The following is a 20,728-nucleotide window of genomic DNA, read 5'->3' as shown; positions in this document are numbered from 1 at the left end:
CAGATCAAGATGGCCCTTGCCGCCGGCCACACCACCAGCCGCGCCTACCCACCCTTCGACCCGATGCAGGTGTTCGGCGACGACAGCGACGACAATGCCCAGCCGGCGACGGCCTCTGCCGCTTCCGGCCAGATCTACGGCGCCAAGGTCGAAAGCGAGATGAGCCTGAAGACCATCGATTTTCCGATCGAAACGGCTTCCTTCGACGAAAAGAGTGACCTCTCCGCCGACGAGGTGGAAAAAGTGGTGCGCGAAGCCGGCACCGACCTCAGCGACGGCGCCGTGCAGGTCGCTTCACTTCACTATGTCGACCCGCAGCGATTCGGCGAAGCTTTTGCCGAGAGCATGGCGGGCTCCTACGACGTCAAGATCGTGCCGGAAAATGTCTCGGTGGCGCCCCGCGCCACTGTTGACGACCAGGCGCCGGCTTTCGCCGAGGAAATCATCCCCTTCACCAAGGATCTCGACGTCACCGAGGCTTTTGCTAATTCGGGCTACACGGGTGAAGATGCCACCGGAATGGCCGAAGCTATCGCCAAGTTGCTCAACGCAACGGCGCTCAAAGCTGGAACCGTGCTGCGTGTCGGTCTTGAGGTTCACGGCGATGCCGCCAAGGTCGTGCGCACCAGCGTCTATGACCGGACCCAGCACATCGTCACCATCGCGCTCAACGATCGCGGCCAGTATGTGCCGGCGCAGGAACCGGATCCGAACCCCGAATTGCTGACGGCCTTCGATGATTCGTCGGCGCCCGTGGTGGTGCGCGGCAACCTGCCCAACGTCTATGACGGCATCTACCGCGCCGCCTATTCCTACGGCATGTCCAAGGTGATGACGCAGCGGTTGATCAAGTTGCTGGCGTCCGACGTCGACTTCCAATCCCGCCTCAGCCCCGCCGACCGCATCGAAGTCCTGTTCTCGCAGCCCGACGGTGACGACCAGACCTCGGACAGCTCCGAGCTTCTTTACGTCTCGGCGACGTTCGGCGGCCAGACCCGCAACTTCTACCGCTTCCAGATGCAGGACGGCGGCACCGACTATTTCGATGAGGACGGCTCGAGCGCCGAGCAGTTCCTGTTGCGCAATCCCCTGCCCGCCGGGAAATTCCGCTCCGGTTTCGGCGCCCGCAGGCATCCCATCCTCGGCTATGTCCGCATGCACACCGGCGTCGACTGGTCCGCGCCGATCGGCACGCCGATCATCGCCGCCGGCAACGGCACGGTCGAGAAGGTCGGCTGGGCCGGCGGTTACGGCAAGCAGATCATCATCCGCCATGCCAATGGCTATGAGACATCATACAATCACCAGAGCGCTTTTGCCAAAGGCATCGAACCGGGCGTGCACGTCCGCCAGGGCCAGACCATCGGCTTCCTCGGCCAGACCGGCCTCGCCACCGGCCCGCATCTTCACTACGAACTGATCGTCAACGGCACCAAGGTTGATCCGATGCGTGTCCGCCTGCCGGTCGGCAAGGTGCTGAAGGGCGATGACCTCGTTGCCTTCAAGCGCGAGCGCGAGCGCATCGACGAACTGCTGAAGCAGGAAGACAGCGATTCGCTGAAGGTTGCGAGCGCCAAGATCGACGGTTGACCCGCTTCAGCCTTGCTGATCTTCGGCCTGTCGCGGCCATGGCAATCGCTCACCGGGAATGGTCGTCCAGGCGATGACAGCCGCAAACAGGCAAAGCAGCGCGGTCACCGAAGAGACCGCGGCAAAAGCGGCGTCGCTGGCGGCGAGCCTCGCCGCATCGATGGCCGGCGCAAGCCCGGCTGGCGCCGGTTCACCAAATCCTGGGATGCCCGGCGTTGCGCTCGCGTCCAGCGCATTCGCGTAAACCCATGCGGCAAGCGAGCCCATCGCCGCCACCGCGATCAAACCGCCGATGCGTGAGACGGCATTGTTGATGCCGGAGGCCGCCCCCGTGTCCTTGTTTTCCACCGCCGTCATGATCGCGGTCGACAAAGGCGATACGACCAGAGCCATGCCGAGCCCCATCAGCCCCATCAGCGGGAATGTTCCGGTCCAGAAATTATGGATACCGGCGTAGGTGAGCAAGGCCAGCCCGGCAAACGCAAAAGCCACGACCAGGCTGCCGCAGGCGATCGGAAAACGCGGTCCGATCCGGTCCGACAGCTTGCCGACAGGTCCCGACAAAAGCGCGATCGCTGCTGACAAGGGCAGGAAGATGAAGCCGACCTCGGCCGTGCTCAGTCCCCAGCCGGCGATCAGCAGCATCGGCAGATAGAAAAGGTTGGCCGATAGCGCGAAATAGAGGAAGAACGTCGCCACATTGGCACCGGCGAAAGCACCGACACGAAACAGGCTGAGGTCGATCATCGGCTCACGCTGCCGAAGCTCGAAGACGATGAAGGCAGCCAGCAATACGACGCCTGCGGCAATGCTCGGCCCTGCCATGAGGCCCTCGCCGCTCGCGCTCATCGAGGTCAGCCCATAGGCAAGCGCGCCGAAGGCCAATGTCGCGAGCGCTGCACCGCCGAGATCCAGGCTGCGTTTCTCCGTCGGCGTATCGGCTGGAACCTTGGCCAGCAGCAGCCAGATCGAAATAAGCCCGAGCGGCAGGTTGATGGCGAAGATCGCCCGCCAGATGCCGTCGCCGAAGGCCGACAGCACGAAGCCGCCGAGCACCGGGCCAAGTGCCGTGGTCAGCGCCGAAGCCGCCGCCCAGATGCCGATAGCGCGGCCGCGTTCTTTCTTCGGGTAGGCCTTGGCGATGATGGCGAGGCTGCCGGGCACCATGATCGCTGCGCCAATGCCCTGGACGGCACGAAATGCGATCAGCACAATGGCATTCGGCGCCAGCGCACAGGCAAGCGAAGCGACGATGAACAGCGCAATGCCGGCCACGAAGGCGCGGCGTAGGCCGAATCGGTCGCCAGCGGCACCCCCGGCCAGGATCAGCGCCGAGAGCGTCAACGCATAGGCATTGGAAATCCACTGCGCCTCGGCAAGGCTGGCGCCAAGGTTGACGCGGATCGCCGGCGTGGCGATGGCCAGGATCGAGCCGTCTATGAAGCCAAGCGCCGAGGCCAGGATTGCCGCGATCAGCACAAATCGCCGCTGCGACTGCGGACAGAACGTCCCATTCATGACCGGGCTGGTCAGCGGGACGGCGGCAGCTTTACTCGGTGAATGCATGAAACCTTGCTTAAACCCCTAGCGCACCAGCAACAACCGGCCAGTGGCTTGCAGTCGCTGAAAACAGCCGTTTGGCCAGGGTTGCACCATGTCAGGGTGCAAATGGCACAGTCATGCCAGCCCCGTTACGTGCAGCCGGCGGGGATTTCGATAAGGCGACCACTTGAAAGCTCGGTTTCATCCCGATCGTGCAGCTGGTCTATGCCGCCGCACTTCACAGCTCACTGCTGCGCAAGGCTATCGGCTGAAGGTCCGCCCACAAACTCCACCGTGACACCCGGCGAAACCAGCTTGGCCAACTCCCGCGCATCCCAGTTGGTCAGGCGTACGCAGCCATGGCTTTCGGTCTTGCCTATCTTCGACGGATCCGGCGTGCCGTGGATGCCATAGGTCGGCTTGTCCAGGGCGATCCAGACCGAGCCGACGGGACCGTTCGGGCCCGGCGGAATGGTCAGGACCTTGTCGTTTTGGCCCTGCTTGAAATTGATGCTGGGGTTGTAGGTGTAGTTCGGATCGAGCGCGACGCGCGACACCGTGTGTATGCCGGACGGTGACGGCGTGTCCGATGAGCCGATGGTTGCGGGATAGGCCGCGACCAGTCTGCCGCCGGCATCATAGGCGAAAACCTCTTTCTTGTCCTTGTCCGCGACGATGCGGGCCACCGGCGTCGAAACCAGTTTTCCGAAATTGGCGACCTTGATGGTCGTGCCGGGACGATTGAAATCGACGTCCGGGTTGAGCGCTTTGAGATAATTCTCGTCCATGTGGAAGCGCTCCGCGAGCGCCTCGGTCACCGACGTGTAACCCATGCGGTCGAGTTGCGCCTTCTGGCTGTAGTCTTCCGGGATCGACGCGACATAGGGACCGGCCGCATCCTCCGCTGTGATCGTGTAGTTGGCGAAGGCATCGCCGCCGGATTGCGCAAGTGCCGCCTGGATGGCGACCGCGTCGGTCGATCGCAGATTGGCGCCGGTGATCTGGTTGTAGGCAGCGAGCGCCTTGTCGACATTCGAACCGAAACGCCCGTCGATGACGCCAGGCGAAGCGCCACCCCGGTCGAGCAGCACCTGAAGGGCGGCGACATCCTGGCGCGCTCCCAGCGAAAGTGCCGGGGCAACAGTGGTCTTGTCGCCAGCCTTTGGTGGCAGAGCCGCCTGATCGGCGGGTATCGCCGGCTGGGCAGGGTCTATCGAGGCCTCGTTCAGCGGCTGGCGCTTGATGGTGCCCGGCTTCGCCGGCTGCGGCGCGTCGGGATAATTGTCGTCGTAGCTGCCATCGTCCTGCGGTGGGGGAGGATAGGCTTCGACGGAATTGTCCCCATAGGGATCGTACTCGTCCGCCGGCGGCGGGATAACGCGGCCTTCCTCTTCCAACTGCTGGCGGCGGAACCGCGCCATGTCTTCCGGATCGTCGAGATAGTAGCGGTCGTCGCCGTCGGGGGCGCGGCCCAATTCGCGCAGTCGTGTCTCACGGCGCAGGGCACGACGGTCGAGCCGGGTCTGCGGCGGCTGGATGGCGATGACCTTGCCGGTATCGGCATCGACGATGACGCGGTTGCCTCTAGCGTCGTAGTAGATGTCGAGATTGCCGTCCTGGGCGATAAGGATGCCCCCGGTATCGGCGGCACGGACAATCGGTGGTGCGCTGTCCTGCGTTGGGGCAGCGATTGCATTGGCAGACAAAAGCCCGCCGGCAAGTACCGAAAGGGTGAAGATCGTACGCAGCATAGTGGCGAAACTCTCCGGTCCGTAATTGCCGCCGCCCGGCATTGTTCTCTGGCGAAGCCCCTCGCCAGCAAACCAGTTACCCACCATATGGTTCCAACATGAACCGGGCATGAAGATGGCGGTTTTCCGGCGCCTCGAGGAATATAGACTAGCTTGCGGCAAGTCCTAATTCCTTGCGCGCCTGCCTGGTCAGTTTCAGGGCTACAAGGCGATGGCTCTCGCGCAAATAGTCCTTCAGCGCGGCATCATCCATGCTCTGGCTTGTCCGACGCTGGATCCATGTCATGCCGCGCGAGGCAAGATAGGGCGCGGGCCGCAGGCCCGGCTGCTCCTTGAGCACGTCATAGGCGATATCGGAGCATTTGAAGGTGACGAAGAGCTGCTGGCCCTGGTCCCAGCCGCCGATCGCGAAGACCTTGGCCCCGATTTTCCAGACATGGGCGCCGCCCCACTGGACGACATGGCTCGTCGCGGGCAGCGAGGCGCAGAAGCTGTTGTAATCGTCCAGTGTCATCCGCGCCCGCTTTTTTGCGCATGTCGCCCAAAAGTGGCCCCGATTTTGGGAGAACGACATGCATATGACAAAGACCTCAAAAGCCGCGCGTCCGGGATGGACGCGCGGCTTGGATCAGGCTGCCACTTCCGCCGCCACAATCGTCGGTTTCGAGCGGAAGTTCAGCCGGTCGGAACCGGCTGTCACCTTGACGGTCGAGCCGTCGAGGATGTCGCCGAGCAGGATCTTCTCCGCCAGCGGGTCCTGCAATTCCTTCTGCATCACTCGCTTCAGCGGTCGCGCGCCATAGGCAGGGTCGTAGCCCTTGGCCGCCAGCCAATTGATCGCCTCCTGGTCCAGCGAAAGTGTGATCTTGCGATCGACAAGCAGGCTCTCCAGCCGCTTGAGCTGGATCTCGACGATGCGGCCCATATCCTGCCGGCGCAGCCGGTGGAACAGGATCACCTCGTCGACGCGGTTGAGGAACTCCGGCCGGAACGACGCCCTGACGACACCCATCACCTCGTCGCGAACCAGATCGACGTCCTGATCCTCGCCGAGATTGACGAGAGATTCGGCGCCGAGGTTCGACGTCATGATGATCAGCGTGTTGCGGAAGTCGACCGTGCGGCCCTGGCCATCGGTCAGGCGGCCATCGTCGAGCACCTGCAACAGCACGTTGAACACATCGGGATGCGCCTTCTCGATCTCGTCGAACAGCACGACCTGATAAGGCCGGCGCCGCACCGCTTCGGTCAGCGCGCCGCCTTCCTCATAGCCGACATAGCCGGGAGGTGCGCCGATCAGCCGGGCGACCGAGTGCTTTTCCATGAACTCCGACATGTCGATGCGCACCATCGCGCTGTCGTCGTCGAACAGGAAGCTCGCCAGCGCCTTGGTCAACTCGGTCTTGCCGACACCCGTCGGCCCGAGGAACATGAACGAGCCGATCGGCCGGTTCGGATCCTGCAAGCCCGCGCGGGCGCGCCGCACAGCCTTCGAGACAGCTTGCACCGCCTCGCCCTGGCCGACGACGCGCTTGCCGATCTCGTCCTCCATGCGCAGCAGCTTGTCGCGCTCGCCCTGCAGCATCTTGTCGACCGGAATGCCGGTCCAGCGCGAGACGATATGGGCGACGTGGTCGGGGGTGACCACCTCTTCGACCATGCCGACCTTGCCGTCCTGGGCCTCGGCCTCCTTCAGCTTCTTTTCCAGCTCCGGGATCTTGCCATAGGCAAGCTCGCCGGCGCGCTGGAATTCACCCTTGCGCTGGGCAATGGCAAGGTCGTTGCGCGCCTCGTCGAGCTGCTTCTTCAGATCGGCGGCCAGCCCGAGCTTCTGCTTCTCCGCCTGCCATTTGGCGGTGATCTCGGTCGATTCCTCCTCAAGGCCGACGAGTTCCTTTTCCAGGCGGGCAAGCCGATCCTTCGAGGCGCCGTCCGTCTCGACCTTCAGCGCCTCGCGTTCGATCTTGAGCTGCATGATGCGGCGATCGATCTCGTCCAGCGCCTCGGGCTTGGAATCGACCTGCATGCGCAGCCGCGATGCGGCTTCGTCGACCAGGTCGATCGCCTTGTCCGGCAGGAAGCGGTCGGCGATGTAGCGGTTGGACAGCGTCGCCGCCGCCACCAGCGCCGAATCCGAAATACGCACCTTATGGTGCTGCTCGTACTTCTCCTTCAGGCCGCGCAGGATCGAGACGGTGTCTTCCACTGTCGGCTCGTCGACGAACACCGGCTGGAAGCGGCGGGCAAGCGCTGCATCCTTCTCGACATGCTTGCGATACTCATCGAGCGTAGTGGCGCCGACGCAGTGCAACTCGCCCCGCGCCAAAGCCGGCTTCAACAGGTTCGACGCATCCATGGCGCCATCCGCCTTGCCGGCGCCGACCAGCGTGTGCATCTCGTCGATGAACAGGATGATGTTGCCGTTGGCCGAGGTGACTTCGGAGAGCACTGCCTTCAGCCGCTCCTCGAACTCGCCGCGATATTTGGCGCCGGCAATCAGCGCGCCCATGTCGAGCGCCATCAGCTGCTTGTCCTTCAGCGATTCCGGTACGTCGCCATTGACGATGCGCAGCGCCAGGCCCTCGGCGATCGCCGTCTTGCCGACGCCGGGTTCGCCGATCAGCACGGGATTGTTCTTGGTGCGGCGCGACAGCACCTGGATGGTGCGGCGGATCTCGTCGTCACGGCCGATCACGGGGTCCAGCTTGCCGGCACGGGCATCCGCGGTCAGGTCGCGCGCGTATTTCTTCAGCGCGTCGTAGCCCTGTTCGGCACTCGCCGAATCGGCGGTGCGGCCCTTGCGGACATCGTTGATGACCTGATTGAGCGCCTGCGCGGTGACGCCGGCCTTGGCCAGTATGTCGGCGGTCTTGGCCGATTTCTCCATGGCGAGCGCCTGCAAGAGCCGCTCCACCGTGACAAAGCTGTCGCCGGCTTTCTTGGCCAGTTCCTCGGCGGTCGAAAACACTTTTGCCAGCGGCTGCGCCAGATAGAGCTGGCCATTGCCGCCCTCGACCTTGGGCATCGCTTCGAGCGCCGCCTCGACGCCAAGCTTGACGTCGCGGACGTTGCCGCCGGCGCGTTCGATCAGCGACGCGGCCAGGCCCTCATCGTCGTCGACGAGCACTTTCAGGATATGTTCAGGAGTGAATTGCTGATGGTTGCGGGAAAGCGCCATAGTCTGCGCGGACTGGATAAAGCCGCGCACGCGCTCTGAGTATTTCTCGAGGTTCATATCTGTCTCCTTCCATCACCGGCCCGCTTTGCGGCACCGGATCCGATTGCGGTGACGGACCCGCCCATTCGAGCCGGGCCCAGTTGAGGCTGATATGGTGCACAAGTTCCGAACCCTCAAGACGTCTCGATATCGGCAACTTCATAATATTGCACGGCCGCCCAAACGAAAACGGCGGAGATTTCTCCCCGCCGTTCCATGTCTTGAGGTGCCGTTTGATCAGTTGTCGATATCGACATTGACCGGCTGGGCATTGCCGCTTTCGACCGGGGCCGCCTCGGCACTTTCGCCACCGCCATCAACCTGATCGGCGTTGACGCGCGGGCGGCGCGGACGACGCGGACGACGGGCAGCCCCGCTTTCGGCGGCCGCCTCGTTGAGTTCGGCCTGGGCGGCAAGACCTGCCGGGGAAAGATTCTCGAACGACGGAGCCGGTTCGGCCGGCGCTACAGATTCGGTCGGCGAAACGGCTTCGCCCTGAACCGGGGTCTCGTTGCCCTGGGGCTGACCACCTTGTTCCACGGGTGAACCAAAGTCGCGCTGGCCGTTCTGGCCATAACCGCCATTGGGGCGACGATCGCGATGGCGCCCGCCATTGTTGTCGCGGCCACCATTGTTACGCCCGCCATTGTTATCGCGGGCCTCGCGGCCACCTTCCCGGTTGAGCGCAACCTCGGCAGGCGTCCCTTCGATGACCGGCTGCGGGCCGGCGCCATGGTTGATCACCGGGACCTGGACGTCGGAAACAGTGTTGCTGTTGTTGTTGCCGCCATTGTCGAAATCGTCGCGATCCTCGTCGCCGTCATCGTCGAAATCATCGCGATTCTGCTGCGCGTTCTGGATCGGCATCTGCGCCTGTGCGGCCGCGATGATGCGATTGTAGTGCTCGGCGTGCTGGAGATAGTTCTCCGCCATGACCCGGTCGCCGGAGCTGTGAGAATCGCGGGCAAGGGTGGCGTATTTTTCGGCGATCTGCTGAGCCGAACCGCGGATCTTCACATCCGGGCCATTGCTCTCGTAGTTGCGCGTCAGGGGATTAGGCCCCTTGCGGTTGTTGTTGTTATTGTTGTTGTTATTGTTACCACCGCCGCCGCCACTATTGTTGCGACCGCGCATGCGCCTGTTCTGCTGTTGTGGCCTCATCAAACTCTCTTCATTTTGAAATTTTCGAAAAACTCTTCACGAACGGAGGCGCTCATGCAGCCAGCCGTTTCGTCTCTTCACCGGCGTTCGCCCGCATCGATTGCGTTGGCGCCACGTGCCATCCTGTTCCGGTTACATCACTTGCCGGACGATTCCCGCACGAAGCTTGGGCATCGTTTGCGCAAGAAGGCAGCTATTTCCAAGGAAAACCGAATCGCTAAGAGCACTGCCTGCTTCGTCTCATCCGGTTAAGGCGACCCTAGCCGCATTCCCCGGCATTGCCAAGCGCTTTTTTGCACTGCGTCAAGGCTTTATCCTTTCAAAGACAACAACCCTGTCGTTTCCACCGAGGTCACGAAAAGCACCGCCCGGCCCATAGCCGGCTGCAGCGAATATCTCGCAGACCTCGTTTCGTTGCGTTTGGCCGATCTCGACCGCAATCCTGCCTTCAGTTTCCAAAAACCTTGCCGCTTCCGCAGCGATGGTTCTGTAGGGGTTCAGACCGTCCGCGCCGCCATCCAGGGCCAGGCGCGGGTCGAAATTGCGGACTTCGTCCTGCAGATTTCCAATGTCTTCCGTGGTTATATAGGGAGGGTTTGCGACAATTACATGGTACCGGCCGGAAACTTTTTCGAACCAGTCCGACTGCAGCGTCGTGAACCGGCCTGCAAGACCCAGTTGCCCGGCATTGCGCGCCGCCGTCACCAGCGCACCCGCGGACAGGTCGACGCCCGTGGCGTTAGCCGTCGGCACGACACTGAGCAGCGCCAGCGCAATGGCGCCGGTGCCGGTGCCAAGATCGAGGATGCGGCACCCGCCTTCCCGCGCCGCAACTGCCTTGACGAAGGGCAATATCGCCTCGACCAGCGTTTCGGTATCCGGCCGCGGCTCCAGCGTTTCCGGCGACAGCGACAGGCGCAAACCGTAGAATTCACGATAGCCGAGGATGCGATGCACCGGTTCGCCGCTAGCGCGACGTCTCAAGGCGGCATCGATTTCGGCAACAACGCCGGCGCCGAGCCTGCGTTCGGGGTCCGCAATGGCTTGCGTGCGCGTCGTGCCCGAAAAATGCTCGACGATCAGCCGCGCATCGAGCGCCGGGTCGTCGACGGTAGCGCCGAGCCGAGCCCGCGCTTCCCGCAGCAGCGGCCCGAGTGCATCGGGCAGGTCAGTCATCGATGCCGATGTCGGCGAGCAATTTCGACTGGTGATCGGCGATCAGCGCGTTGATGATCTCATCGAGTTCGCCCATCATTACCCGGTCGAGCTTGTACAGCGTCAAATTGATGCGGTGGTCGGTGACGCGGCCTTGCGGGAAATTATAGGTGCGGATGCGTTCCGAGCGGTCACCGGAACCGACCTGCGACTTGCGCGATTCGGAACGCTCCTCGTCAGCCTTGCCGCGCTCCAGATCATAGAGCCGGGCCCGCAGGATCTGCATGGCCTTGGCGCGGTTCTGATGCTGCGATTTCTCCGCCTGCACGACCATGATGCCGGTCGGCAGATGGGTGATGCGGACGGCCGAATCGGTGGTGTTGACGTGCTGGCCGCCCGAACCCGAGGCGCGCATCGTGTCGATGCGGATGTCTTCGGCCCTGATGTCGATGTCGACCTCTTCGGCTTCTGGCAGCACCGCGACGGTTGCCGCCGAGGTGTGGATGCGCCCGCTCGCCTCGGTTGCCGGCACGCGCTGCACGCGGTGCACGCCGGATTCGAACTTCAGGTGCGCAAAGACGCCCTTGCCGGACACGGTGGCGATGATTTCCTTGTAGCCGCCGGCGTCACCATCGCTGGCCGAGGCCGTCTCGAAACGCCAGCCGCGTTCGGCGGCGTAGCGCTCATACATGCGAAACAGGTCACCGGCGAATAGCGCGGCCTCGTCACCGCCGGTGCCGGCGCGGATTTCGAGAATGGCGTTCTTGTCGTCGGCGGCATCCTTGGGCAACAGCAGGATCTGGATGTCCTTCTGCAGCGCCTCGATACGGTCCTCGACCTCCGGCAGCTCGGCCTCGGCGAGCGCCCGCATCTCGGCATCGGTGCCCTTGTCGGCAAGCATGGCTTCGAGGTCGGCCTGCTCATGCTCGGCTAGGCGCAGCGCCCTGACCTTGGCCACCATGTCCTGGATTTCCGCATATTCAGACGCCATCCGCACATAGGCATCCGGCGCCGGGCCGGCCGACATCTGCGCTTCGAGCATCTCGAAACGCTTGACGACTTGATCCATACGATCGCGGGGCAAATTGACCATGATGAAGCTGCTATAACGGGATCGAACGGTCGTCGGCAAAGGCCTGCAGCAGCGCCCGCATCGGCAAGCCCTGTGCCGGAGCCATCAGATTGTCGTCGAAAAACGCCTTCAACTCGTCCAGCGGCAGTTCCGTCAGCATCGCCTTGACCGGACCGATCGAGGCCGGCGACATCGAGATCGAACGGAAGCCGAGACCGATCAGCGCCATCGCCGAGATCGGCTTGCCTGCGAGTTCGCCGCACAGCGTCACCGGCGTATGGTTGCGGACGCCGGCATCGGCGATCTGCTTGAGCACGCGCAGGAACGGCGCCGACAGCGTGTCGAAGCGGTTGGCCAGTTGCGTGTTGCCGCGGTCAACGGCCATGACGAACTGGAACAGGTCGTTCGAACCGACCGAGACGAAATCGACCGCCTTCATCAATTCATCAAGCTGGAACAATAGCGACGGCACTTCCAACATCGCCCCCAGCTTCAGGCTGGTCGGCAAATGATGGGCAAAGCGCGACAAATGCCGCACCTCGCGGTCGATGATCTCGCGTGCCTGGGCGATCTCGCCCAGCTCGGTCACCATCGGCAGCATCAGCTTCAATTCGCGGCCGCCGCTGGCCTTGAGCAAAGCGCGGATCTGGGTGCGCAACAACCCTGGCCGGTCGAGCGTCAGGCGGATCGCCCGCCAGCCAAGCGCCGGGTTCTCTTCCTGGATCGCGCCCTTGAAATAGGGCAGCACCTTGTCGCCGCCAATATCGATGGTGCGGAAGGTGACCGGCTTGCCGCGCGCCGCCTCGAGCACGTCGCGGTAGAGCTTTTCCTGGGCTTCGGCCCGGGGAAATGTCGAGGCGACCATGAACTGAAGTTCGGTGCGGAACAGGCCGATGCCGGCCGCACCCGCTTCGGCAAGCTGCGGCAGGTCGACGGCAAGACCGGCATTCATCAGCAAATCGACCTGGACACCATCTCTGGTCGTCGACGGCTTCTTGCGCAGCTCGCGGTAGACCTCTTGCCGGCGCGCCCTGAAACGCACCTTTTCGGCGTAGGCGGCCTCGAGATCTGGCTGCGGCCGCAAATGGATCACGCCCTCTTCGCCGTCGACGATGATGGCATCGCCGTTTTCCGCCATGGAAACGGCGCCCTTCATTTGGCCGGCGACGGGGATGCCCATGGCACGCGCGACGATGACGACGTGACTGGTCGCGGCACCATCCTCGAGCACCAGCCCGCGCATCTTGTCGCGGGGATAATCGAGCAGCTCGGCGGCCCCCATCGAACGGGCAACGATGATGGCATCCTTCGGCAGCGATGCGGCGACATCTTCCGGCCCGCGCCCCATCAGCTGGCGCAGCAGGCGGTTGGCGAGGTCGTCGAAATCGCTCATCCGCTCGCGCAGATAGGGATCGGTCATGTGCAGCATGCGGGCGCGCATGTCGCTCTGCACCTTTTCCACCGCCGCTTCGGCCGTCAGGCCGTTGCGGATGGCCTCTTCCAGCCGCCGCACCCAGCCGCGATCGTTGGCGAACATGCGATAGGCTTCCAGCACCTGGCGATGCTCGCCTTCGAAGGCGACGTCGCGGCGTTCCAGCATGTCGTCGATGGACAGCCTGAGCGAGCTGAGTGAGGTCTCGAGCCGGCGGACCTCTTCCTCGCTGTCTTCGTTGAACAGATTGGTGACGACGATGCGCGGCTCGTGCAGCACCACATGGCCAAGCCCGACGCCCTCATTGAAGGACAGGCCGGTGAAGCTGACAGGACGGCGCAGATCGAGTTCGAGGCCGGGCCGGGTCAGCCGCGCCAGATCGCCGGTGGCGATCATCTCGGCGATCACCATCGCCGTGGTTTCCAGCGCCTCGACTTCGTCGTCGCGGTAGTGGCGCATGGTCTTGTTTTGCACCACCAGCACGCCCAGCGTGCGCCCTGCCCGCAGCACCGGCACGCCGAGGAACGAGTTGTAGATCTCTTCCCCCGTCTCCGGCAGATAGGCGAAGGCAGGGTGTTCCTGCGCATTGGACAGGTTGAGCGGCCGCGCGCTGGCGGCGATCGTGCCGACCAGGCCTTGGCCCAGCCGCAACTGCGCCAAATGGACGGCGTTCGGGTTCAGACCTTCGGTGGCATAGAGTTCGAGCACTGAATCGGCGCGCAGCACATAGAGCGAGCAGACTTCCGCGACCATGTTGGAGGCGATGTCGCGCACAATCCGGTCAAGCCGCTCCTGCGGCTCCAGCGGCTCCTGCATGAGCTCGCGGAGCCGTTTGAGCAAAACGCGCGGGCCACTGGCCTGATCACGCATCGCGGCTTGTTCTCCAATGGGCATTCTGCCCGCCGCAGTTTCCACCGCGACCGGCGCACACGCAACAACTCAAATCGTTCTCGCTACTGCTTATCCAGACCGTAGACGGAATGCAAAGTACGAACCGCAAGTTCCGTATACGGACCGTCGATCAGGATCGAAATCTTGATCTCGGAGGTCGTGATGGCGCGGATGTTGATCGATTTGTCGGCCAGCGCCTTGAAAGCGGTGGCGGCGACGCCGGCATGGCTCCTCATGCCGATGCCGATGACCGAAACCTTCGACATGCCGGCCTCCGACTGCACGACGTCGTAGCCGATCTCGGCTTTCAGCCGTTCAAGCACGGCCAGCGCCTTGTCGACATCGCCCGACGGCACGGTGAAGGTCATGTCGGTGAACTTGCCGTCCTCGGAAATGTTCTGGACGATCATGTCGACATTGATGTTGGCCTCGGCCAGCGGCCCGAAGATGCCGGCGGCAACGCCCGGCCGGTCGCCGACCCGGCGCAGCGAAATCTGCGCCTCGTCCTTGGCGTAGGCAATTCCGGTGACGACCTGCTGTTCCACGATCTCTTCCTCGTCGCAAATGAGCGTTCCGGGCGGATTGAGCAAATCCCCCATTCCGGGCGCGTCGGGATCGTCGAAGGACGACCGCACGAAGGTACGCACCCTGTGCACCATGGCAAGCTCGACCGAACGCACCTGCAGAACCTTGGCGCCGAGCGAAGCCATTTCAAGCATTTCCTCGAACGATATCTTGGCCAGCCGCCGCGCCTTGGGCTCGATGCGCGGATCGGTGGTGTAAACCCCGTCGACGTCGGTGTAGATGTCGCAGCGGTCGGCCTTGACCGCCGCGGCGATGGCGACAGCACTGGTGTCGGAGCCGCCGCGGCCGAGCGTGGCGATGCGATTGTCCGGGCCGATGCCCTGGAACCCGGCGATCACCGCCACCTGGCCCTCGCCGAAGCGCTTGATCAGGAACGCGCCGTCGATGTCGAGGATGCGCGCCGCGCCATGCGCATTGTCGGTCTTGATCGGGATCTGCCAGCCCTGCCAGGAGCGGGCATGCACGCCCATATTCTGCAAGGTGATGGCCAGAAGGCCGGCCGTGACCTGCTCGCCGGAAGCGACGACCGCATCATATTCGCGTGCGTCGTGCATCGGCGAGGCCTCACGCGTCCAGCCGACCAGTTCATTGGTTTTCCCGGCCATCGCCGAAACGACCACCGCCACCTCATGGCCGGCGTCGACCTCGCGTTTGACGTGACGCGCCACGTTGCGGATGCGGGCGATGTCGGCGACCGAGGTTCCGCCGAATTTCATCACGATGCGCGCCATGGGAGCGAAATGCCTTTGCCTGAAGCCGGACCCGGCCAAAACCCGGAATCCCGAAAAGCGGAAGGCCGGCTGACGCCGGCCGCTGAATGCGCGGCCTCCTTAGCCAAATGATGAAGGTTTCGCAAGGCTGGCGGCCGATTGCGGCTCCAGAAGCCGGCATATTGCCTTCCGCCCCGCCGCCGCCTACGAAATGCAGCCTGCGGGGAATTCTTTTGGTTCGGCATAACAGATGATGATTGCTCGTCTTCGACGTGCCATGCGATGGCAATCGCTCCCGCTTGTCGCCGGCTTCGCCGTGCTGGCGCTGATTGTCGGCAGCCGTGCCATGCTGGTCGAGGAACAGCGGGCCAACCGCGCCGCCGCGCGCGAGGCAATCGAATATCAGCAATTGCTTTCGGGTCTGCTTTCTCTGGCACAGGAAGCCGAGAACGGTCAGCATGGCTACCTGCTGACTGGCGAGAAATCCTATCTCGAACCCTATCGGAACGCTGTCGGCGCCATTCCGGGGCAACTTGCCCGCATCGACAGCTTGACCGCCCCCGATGAACAGCTCGTCCAGCCGATCAACCATATCAAGGACGCGCTTTCGCAAAAGCAGGCTGAACTGGCCGAGACGATTGCCCTGTACGACCAGGGCAATGCGACGAAAGCGCTGGATCTGATTCGCAGCGGCCAGGGCAAGGCAGTCATGGACGAAATCCGGACCAGCATGGATACGGTCCGACGCATCAGCGCCGCAGCCGTCGCCGCGCGCGACGAGCATATCGACCAAGTCGAGGCCTGGCTACGCATCGGCTCGCTGGCGGCGCTGCTGGCGATCTTCCTGCTTGCCGGCTACGCGATCAGGGAATCGCGCCGCCGCTTCCATGAGGTTGCCGTTGCCCAGGATGAGTTGGTGCGCAAGAACGTGGCGCTCGGCAAGGAGATCGAGACACGTGAAAAGGCCGAATCCCAGATCCGCCAGATGCACAAGATGGAGGCGGTCGGCCAGCTTACTGGCGGCATCGCCCACGACTTCAACAACATGCTGGCGGTGATTATCAGCGCCATGAACCTCGCCCAGCGCAAGCTGGCGCGCGGCGAGCACGACATCGCACAATTCATCGACGCGGCGATCGATGCCGCGACCCGTGCCGCCAATCTGACGGCCCGGCTGCTCGCCTTCTCGCGTCAGCAGCCCCTGGCGCCGCAGATCGTCGACGCCAACCGCCTGCTGACCGGGATGTCCGACCTGATCCGGCGGGCACTCGGCGAAACCATCCGCATCGAAACGGTGCTGGCGGGAGGCTTGTGGAAAACCCATGCCGACCCGAGCCAGATCGAGAACGCCGTTCTCAACCTGGCCGTCAACGCCCGCGACGCCATGGGCGATGATGGCAAGCTGACCATCGAGACCGCCAACAGCCATCTCGACGACAGCTACGCCGCCGCCCATGCCGAAGTCGCGGCCGGCCAGTATGTGATGATCGCCGTCAGCGATACCGGTTCGGGCATGACCCCCGATGTCATCGCCAAGGCCTTCGAACCCTTCTTCACCACCAAGCCGGTCAATAAGGGCACCGGCCTGGGATTGAGCCAGGTGTTCGGCTTCGTCAAACAGTCGGGCGGCCACGTCAATATCTATTCCGAACCCGGCGAAGGCACGACGATCAAGATCTACTTGCCGCGGTATTTCGGCGCCGATGAGCCGGCCGTGCCCACCGGGCGAGGCGACAACCCCGCCGCACCGGTCACCGAAACGATCCTTGTCGTCGAGGATGATGCCCGCGTGAGGGTCTCCACCACCGAGGCCATACGCGAACTCGGATACACCGTCATTCATGCCGCGAGCGGCGAGGAAGCGTTGCAGAAACTGGCGGAGCGCCCGAACGTCGGCCTTCTGTTCACCGACATCGTCATGCCCGTCATGAACGGCCGCAAGCTGGCGGAAGAGGCCGTTGCCCGCATGCCGCAGCTGAAGGTGATCTTCACCACCGGCTTCACCAGGAACGCGGTGGTCCACAACGGCGTGCTCGACCACGACGTGCATTTCCTCGCCAAGCCCTTCACCATCGAGCAACTGGCGGCGAAACTGCGTGACGTGCTCGGCACGACGCAGGGCGCAGCGGATTGATTACAATCGCTTCAGTCTGACGCAGCCGCGCTTCTCCACAGGCCAGGATAGTCGACAACGAAGCCGTGCGGCGAGATGTTGAGGGTCTCGTCATAGCCGAACACCGGCGCGGCATAGGCGTAGCGAACCGTGTCGAGACGCCGATAGGTCTGATCGAGGCGCACCAGGCTCAGTTCAGGGAAAGTCAGGTAGGCGGCCGGAGCAGGCGTCGCCTCGCCGATGCCGAGGTCATACCGGCGGATCGCCAGCAGGTTCGATGCCGGTGTGAAGCCAAGATCGACATCGACAAGGCCGTCGACGCCCTGCTGGACTTCGCCATTCAGCGTCCACTGGCCGTCCGAATCGCGTTCGATCGCATAATGCAGCTTGCGGGTGCCGAGAAAGCCGTCGATCCGCGCTGAACGCGTGCGCCAGCCGACATCGCAGATCACCTCATAGCCAAGGCAGCACGGCTTGCCGTCCTGGATGAAGATGGCCTGTCCCTCGAGACTGTGCCCGACATTGGTCTGTGACAACAGGCAGGCGTCGTGACCCTCCACGTCGAGGCGGTGCCAAAGGATCGAAGCCGTTTCCTGTTTCATCATGGTTTCCTCCAATTCAAATCCTGTCTCCTTTTCGCCCGGCGGATCAATTGTGTTTCGATGCAGGCGCGTGACAGGTGACATGCCCTGACAGAGCCTGTTGCCTGGCAGGCCGAGGAAAATGCTGCCTTGACATTCGCGGCCTCACGCCCGACTTCCTAGCGCATGACCCCGAAATCGAAGTCGATTTCGGAAAGGATCATACGCAGAATTTAAAGTGCTACAGCGTCCTTTGCGCGTCCAAGAGGACGCGCGGCGCTGTAGTGTCGAGGAGACCAACCGATGCCAGAGCCCCGACGATCGACGATCGATGCCGGAGAAGTGGAACGCTTTTCCGCCCTTGCCGCCGAATGGTGGAACCCGAACGGCAAATTCCGTCCCCTGCACAAATTCAATCCGGTCCGGCTGGCCTATATCCGCGACCAGATAGCGACGCGCTTCGGCCGTGACCCGCGCGCTGCAAGGCCTTTCGAGGGCCTGCGCATCCTCGACATCGGCTGCGGCGGCGGACTTCTGTGCGAGCCGATGGCGCGGCTTGGCGCCGAGGTTGTGGGCGCAGATGCCTCCGAAACCAACATCGAAGTGGCCAAGCTGCACGCCGCCGAGGGCAATGTCAGCGTCGACTATCGCGCCACGACGGCCGAGGACCTTGCCGACGCCGGCGAGAAATTCGACGTCATCCTCAACATGGAAGTGGTCGAGCATGTCGCCGACATCGACCTGTTCGTCGCCAAATGCGGCGAGATGGTGCGGCCCGGCGGCATCATGTTCGTGGCCACCATCAACCGCACGCTGAAGGCGCTGGGCTTAGCCATCATCGGGGCCGAATATGTGCTGCGCTGGCTGCCGCGCGGCACCCACCAGTTCGGCAAGCTGGTGCGCCCGGAAGAGCTCGAAAAGGCGCTTGGCGGCGCCGGCCTGACCATCATCGACCGCACCGGCGTCACCTACAACCCGCTGGCCGACCGCTGGGCGCGGTCGAAGGACATGGACGTCAACTACATGGTCCTGGCGGAAAAAGGCTCGGTCTGAAGGCTGATCTGGAGATTTGTCGGACCGTGGACAGTGTGAGAGCCCGACAATTGGCGCTTGAGCTTCCCGAAGCGGCCGAGAAATCGCATTTCGGCAAGGCCGACTTCCGGGTACGCAATCGCATCTTCATGTCGCTGCCCGAAAACGATCGCGCCGTCATAAAGCTCGACATCGGCCAGCAAGAGATGACGACTGCAGCCGAACCGCTGGTTTTCAAGCCAGTGCCTGGTGGATGGGGACGAAAGGGCTGGACGTCGATCATTCTTGACGCATGCGATGAAAGACATTTCGCAGCGCAATACGGATGTCATGGCGAAATGTTGCCCCGCCGGCTCTCAGGAAAATCTTTGACGCGAGCCAGGCCTAACGGATCGGCAAGGCGGCTCCGGCTGCAGGAACTCGACCCTTCTGGCTTTGTGCCCTGGTGGTGATGAACACGCCGGCAGTGATGATGAGCGCGCCTGCCCAGGTCAGCAACTGATAGTGCTCGCCGAGGAAGATGGTTCCGGCAAACAGGCCGACGGCGGCCGCCACATAACCGATCTGGCTGAGATAGACCGGACCGCCAACCGCCTGCAGCCTGAAGAAGAAGGCAAACATCGCCGACGCCGACGCGACCTGCGCGACCACCACCAGCGGCACGCCGCCGAGTGGCACGAAAGCCTCGCCGCCGAACAGGAGAAGAATGCCGGCAAGCAGCATCGCCGCTGACGCCAGATGGCTGCCGACGGCAAGCTCGATCGGGCCGGTGCCGTCCGGCCAGTCGACCGTGCGGTAGATGTTGCCGACGGCAAGGCTGACCGGAATGAGCAACCCCATCGCCACCCAGAACAAATCGGCCGGCTGGCCGGCCTCGCCGCGCGTCACCGCCACCATGACGGCGCCGACGAAGCCGACGGCGATGCCGACAATGCCCAGCATGTTGGGGCGCCGGACACGCAACAGGATCGAGAACACCAGTGTGATGACAGGCGACAGGGTGAACATGATGCCGGTGTAGCCGGCGCCCAGATGCGGGATGGCCGAGAACATCAGGAGGTTGGGGACAGCATAGGACACCGCGGCGGTGACGAAGAAATAGCGCAGTTTGTGCGCGGTGAGCCGGACCCGCTTGCCGCGAGCCAAGAGCACGCACAGCAAGACCCCGCCGGCGCCGAGCGAGATGACGAAGGCCCAGACCATGGCCGGCACGCCGGCAGCCGTGGCGAGCTTGCCGAAGGGCAGCGTCAGGCCGAGCAGGCCGCCGGTGACGACCAGCAGGCCGAGCGCCGAATCCCAGAGAAGTTTCATTGACCGAATCCTGTAGCGCGGCGGCTCTTGGCCGGCATTGCATGTTACGATAAGATAATGGCAAGATTCTTAACGTCAAGATAAATAATGGTGAGACAGTTGGACAGGGCAGCAAGAGCGATCGAGCAATGGAAGCGGGAGCGGCCCGATCTGGATGTCTCGCCGATGGCCGTGCTCGGACGGCTGAACGAGGCCTCCTCGCTGATCGCCCGCGAGCGCCTGGCGCCGTTGTTTGCCCGCTATGGATTGCAGTCGGGCGAGTTCGACGTGCTGGCGACGCTGCGCCGCGCTGGCTCACCCTATGCGCTGACGCCGACCGCTCTCTATGAAGCGACGATGGTCACATCGGGCGCCATGACCAACCGGCTCGACCGGCTCGAAACGTCCGGATTGATCCTGCGTGGGCCTCATCCCAACGATAGACGCGGCATTGTCGTGAGGCTGACCGAAAAGGGCTTGGCGCTGGTCGACGAGGCCGTTACCGCCCACGTGGCCAACGAGCACGCGGTTCTCTCGGGCTTGACGCAGGCGGAACGCGAAACGCTCTCTCGGCTGCTTGAGAAATTGATCGGTAGCGTCAGCTAG

Annotated in this window: 15 protein-coding genes and 1 pseudogene (1 of these 16 only partly in view); 5 read left to right on the top strand and 11 right to left on the bottom strand. The window is 63.4% G+C overall.

The features are described from left to right. A protein-coding gene (locus tag NKH95_RS26260) for a M23 family metallopeptidase (protein WP_164892966.1) crosses the window boundary here: on the top strand, positions 1-1,590 show its 3' portion. It extends 378 nt beyond the left edge of the window; only the last 1,590 of its 1,968 coding nucleotides appear in the window; its start codon lies beyond the left edge, outside the window; it ends in the stop codon at positions 1,588-1,590. 6 nt (positions 1,591-1,596) lie between these two features. Here the strand turns inward: NKH95_RS26260 and NKH95_RS26255 are convergent, their stop codons facing one another. From NKH95_RS26255 to NKH95_RS26215, 9 genes are all read right to left on the bottom strand, one after another. Further along, on the bottom strand, positions 1,597-3,156 hold the full coding sequence (locus NKH95_RS26255; protein WP_352774856.1) for an MFS transporter: 1,560 nt from the start codon (positions 3,154-3,156) through the stop codon (positions 1,597-1,599). Between the two features lie 221 nt (positions 3,157-3,377). Further along, positions 3,378-4,883, bottom strand: a complete 1,506-nt coding sequence (locus NKH95_RS26250) for a L,D-transpeptidase family protein (RefSeq protein WP_128304574.1) — start codon at positions 4,881-4,883, stop codon at positions 3,378-3,380. A gap of 148 nt (positions 4,884-5,031) precedes the next feature. Further along, positions 5,032-5,397: an MmcQ/YjbR family DNA-binding protein gene (locus NKH95_RS26245; RefSeq protein ID WP_128304548.1), complete on the bottom strand. Its 366-nt coding sequence runs from the start codon at positions 5,395-5,397 to the stop codon at positions 5,032-5,034. Between the two features lie 114 nt (positions 5,398-5,511). After that, positions 5,512-8,118 (bottom strand): ATP-dependent chaperone ClpB, encoded by a 2,607-nt coding sequence (clpB, locus tag NKH95_RS26240; RefSeq protein ID WP_352798642.1) that lies wholly within the window; start codon positions 8,116-8,118, stop codon positions 5,512-5,514. Between the two features lie 219 nt (positions 8,119-8,337). Next, a complete protein-coding gene (locus NKH95_RS26235; RefSeq protein WP_352798644.1) occupies positions 8,338-9,261 on the bottom strand; it encodes a DUF4167 domain-containing protein in 924 nt (307 codons plus the stop codon). A 303-nt stretch (positions 9,262-9,564) separates the two neighbouring features. After that, positions 9,565-10,437: a peptide chain release factor N(5)-glutamine methyltransferase gene (gene prmC / locus NKH95_RS26230; protein WP_352798646.1), complete on the bottom strand. Its 873-nt coding sequence runs from the start codon at positions 10,435-10,437 to the stop codon at positions 9,565-9,567. Continuing rightward, the gene (prfA, locus tag NKH95_RS26225; RefSeq protein WP_352613274.1) at positions 10,430-11,509 is read right to left on the bottom strand and encodes a peptide chain release factor 1; all 1,080 of its coding nucleotides are present in this window, start codon (positions 11,507-11,509) and stop codon (positions 10,430-10,432) included. Before prfA ends, prmC begins: the two co-directional genes overlap by 8 nt. A 10-nt stretch (positions 11,510-11,519) precedes the next feature. Beyond that, entirely contained in the window at positions 11,520-13,790 is a 2,271-nt protein-coding gene (gene ptsP, locus NKH95_RS26220) for a phosphoenolpyruvate--protein phosphotransferase (protein WP_013529460.1), read from the bottom strand. A gap of 83 nt (positions 13,791-13,873) precedes the next feature. Further along, positions 13,874-15,127, bottom strand: coding sequence for an aspartate kinase (locus NKH95_RS26215; RefSeq protein ID WP_023811164.1), 1,254 nt, complete (start codon positions 15,125-15,127; stop codon positions 13,874-13,876). A gap of 256 nt (positions 15,128-15,383) precedes the next feature. Here NKH95_RS26215 and NKH95_RS26210 point away from each other — a divergent pair, with 256 nt between their 5' ends. Further along, positions 15,384-17,240 carry a CHASE3 domain-containing protein gene (locus tag NKH95_RS26210; protein WP_352809816.1) on the top strand — a complete coding sequence of 619 codons (1,857 nt, stop codon included), beginning with the start codon at positions 15,384-15,386 and terminating at the stop codon, positions 17,238-17,240. Positions 17,241-17,251: 11 nt separating this feature from the next. Here the strand turns inward: NKH95_RS26210 and NKH95_RS26205 are convergent, their stop codons facing one another. Beyond that, positions 17,252-17,824 carry a putative glycolipid-binding domain-containing protein gene (locus tag NKH95_RS26205; RefSeq protein WP_348629846.1) on the bottom strand — a complete coding sequence of 191 codons (573 nt, stop codon included), beginning with the start codon at positions 17,822-17,824 and terminating at the stop codon, positions 17,252-17,254. Between the two features lie 279 nt (positions 17,825-18,103). Here NKH95_RS26205 and ubiG point away from each other — a divergent pair, with 279 nt between their 5' ends. Together ubiG and NKH95_RS26195 are read left to right on the top strand one after the other, a co-directional pair. Then, positions 18,104-18,853 carry a bifunctional 2-polyprenyl-6-hydroxyphenol methylase/3-demethylubiquinol 3-O-methyltransferase UbiG gene (gene ubiG, locus NKH95_RS26200; RefSeq protein ID WP_023811162.1) on the top strand — a complete coding sequence of 250 codons (750 nt, stop codon included), beginning with the start codon at positions 18,104-18,106 and terminating at the stop codon, positions 18,851-18,853. Between the two features lie 26 nt (positions 18,854-18,879). After that, positions 18,880-19,220, top strand: a pseudogene (locus NKH95_RS26195) (MmcQ/YjbR family DNA-binding protein). Here the strand turns inward: NKH95_RS26195 and NKH95_RS26190 are convergent. Continuing rightward, positions 19,217-20,143 (bottom strand): DMT family transporter, encoded by a 927-nt coding sequence (locus NKH95_RS26190; protein ID WP_023811160.1) that lies wholly within the window; start codon positions 20,141-20,143, stop codon positions 19,217-19,219. The pseudogene NKH95_RS26195 and the gene NKH95_RS26190 sit on opposite strands and share 4 nt — an antisense overlap. A 99-nt stretch (positions 20,144-20,242) precedes the next feature. Here NKH95_RS26190 and NKH95_RS26185 point away from each other — a divergent pair, with 99 nt between their 5' ends. Further along, positions 20,243-20,728, top strand: a complete 486-nt coding sequence (locus tag NKH95_RS26185; protein WP_023811159.1) for a MarR family winged helix-turn-helix transcriptional regulator — start codon at positions 20,243-20,245, stop codon at positions 20,726-20,728.

Origin of the sequence: Mesorhizobium sp. M0848, from assembly GCF_040319805.1 — a bacterium.
Lineage (GTDB): Bacteria > Pseudomonadota > Alphaproteobacteria > Rhizobiales > Rhizobiaceae > Mesorhizobium.
Note: the sequence above shows the minus strand (reverse complement) of the source record. Positions and strands in the feature narration are given on the sequence as shown.

Coding starts and splice junctions, on each gene's coding strand:
- NKH95_RS26255 (WP_352774856.1), bottom strand. CDS start 3,156: ATGCATTCACCGAGTAAAGCTGCCGCCGTCCCGCTGACCAGCCCGGTC.
- NKH95_RS26250 (WP_128304574.1), bottom strand. CDS start 4,883: ATGCTGCGTACGATCTTCACCCTTTCGGTACTTGCCGGCGGGCTTTTG.
- NKH95_RS26245 (WP_128304548.1), bottom strand. CDS start 5,397: ATGACACTGGACGATTACAACAGCTTCTGCGCCTCGCTGCCCGCGACG.
- clpB (WP_352798642.1), bottom strand. CDS start 8,118: ATGAACCTCGAGAAATACTCAGAGCGCGTGCGCGGCTTTATCCAGTCC.
- NKH95_RS26235 (WP_352798644.1), bottom strand. CDS start 9,261: ATGAGGCCACAACAGCAGAACAGGCGCATGCGCGGTCGCAACAATAGT.
- prmC (WP_352798646.1), bottom strand. CDS start 10,437: ATGACTGACCTGCCCGATGCACTCGGGCCGCTGCTGCGGGAAGCGCGG.
- prfA (WP_352613274.1), bottom strand. CDS start 11,509: ATGGTCAATTTGCCCCGCGATCGTATGGATCAAGTCGTCAAGCGTTTC.
- ptsP (WP_013529460.1), bottom strand. CDS start 13,790: ATGCGTGATCAGGCCAGTGGCCCGCGCGTTTTGCTCAAACGGCTCCGC.
- NKH95_RS26215 (WP_023811164.1), bottom strand. CDS start 15,127: ATGGCGCGCATCGTGATGAAATTCGGCGGAACCTCGGTCGCCGACATC.
- NKH95_RS26210 (WP_352809816.1), top strand. CDS start 15,384: ATGCGATGGCAATCGCTCCCGCTTGTCGCCGGCTTCGCCGTGCTGGCG.
- NKH95_RS26205 (WP_348629846.1), bottom strand. CDS start 17,824: ATGATGAAACAGGAAACGGCTTCGATCCTTTGGCACCGCCTCGACGTG.
- ubiG (WP_023811162.1), top strand. CDS start 18,104: ATGCCAGAGCCCCGACGATCGACGATCGATGCCGGAGAAGTGGAACGC.
- NKH95_RS26190 (WP_023811160.1), bottom strand. CDS start 20,143: ATGAAACTTCTCTGGGATTCGGCGCTCGGCCTGCTGGTCGTCACCGGC.